1 protein-coding gene is annotated in these 960 nt (G+C 66.4%); it reads right to left on the bottom strand.

Translation table 11 applies throughout. The features are described from left to right. Window positions 1-713, bottom strand: a 713-nt coding sequence (locus tag G7A99_RS21330) for an outer membrane beta-barrel protein (RefSeq protein ID WP_163143923.1), incomplete at its 3' end; no start/stop codon positions are given. Between the last annotated feature and the right edge of the window lie 247 nt (window positions 714-960).

The raw sequence follows: 960 nt of genomic DNA, 5'->3' as shown, positions 1-960 counted from the left end.
GTCGCCTCGGCCTGGAGCCCGTAGACGCTGGGGCTGTCGTCGAAAGATCCCTGGCCGCCTTCGACGTCCCGCTCCAGGTCGGAGTCGATCACCGCGCGGTATTCGGCCCTCGCCTCCCAGCGCCACGGCGAGCCGGCCACGTCCCCGCCCACGATCACGCCGGCGGGGATATACCAGTTCCTGATCGTGTCCTTGTAGCGGTTGCGCGTGTCGTCCTCGTACGAGGGTGAGGGGATACGCCCCTCCATCTTCACGTGCGCCAGCCCGATCCCGCTGTAGACACCATAGAAACTGCTGGCGGCAAGCGAATCGCGCAGCATGACGCGAACACCGCCGGCGTAGGTGGTGCTGTCCGCGCTCATGTCGAATTCCTGGCTGGTGAGCCCGTAACTGCCGTAGCTGCCATAACTGCCGTAGCTACCGTAGTCGACGCTCTGCTCTTCCAGCTCGTAGTCGACGTCGCCCTCGGTCATGGCGAGGCGGCCCTCGACCATCCAGTGCTCCTCGGCGTAATCGATCTCGAGCATTGCCCCGGAGTGATGGCCGTCACCGGTGTCGTCGAAGCCGGAGATATCCGCCTCCGTCGTGCCGTAGATGCCGTCCACGCCCAGGGTGAGCGTGCCCGCGGCGGCCGCCGGAAACGCCGCCGCACTCATCAGCAGTCCCGCCGCCGCGAGCGCGTTCGGCCTGTTGGCAATTGCCTTCCCTTTCACTCTCGTCTCCTTTCCGGATGAGCTATCCAATACGCCGGGTGGCATGCCCGGCCTCCCCCGCCCCAGGGGGCGTCGCCAACCGTTATACCGGCAAGGCGTTAGCTGACCGTTAATCCGGGAGACATTGGGGGGGGAATAGAACCGGAAAGGAGCCACACCGGAAACGCCGGATGGCAGCGACTGGCCTGCCACCCGGCGTTGCGGAGCGAATGAGCGTCGGCTCGAAACCGCGGGACGCCGACGACGC

This window comes from Arhodomonas sp. KWT (genome assembly GCF_010993615.1).
This window is presented reverse-complemented; position numbering and strand designations above follow the sequence as displayed.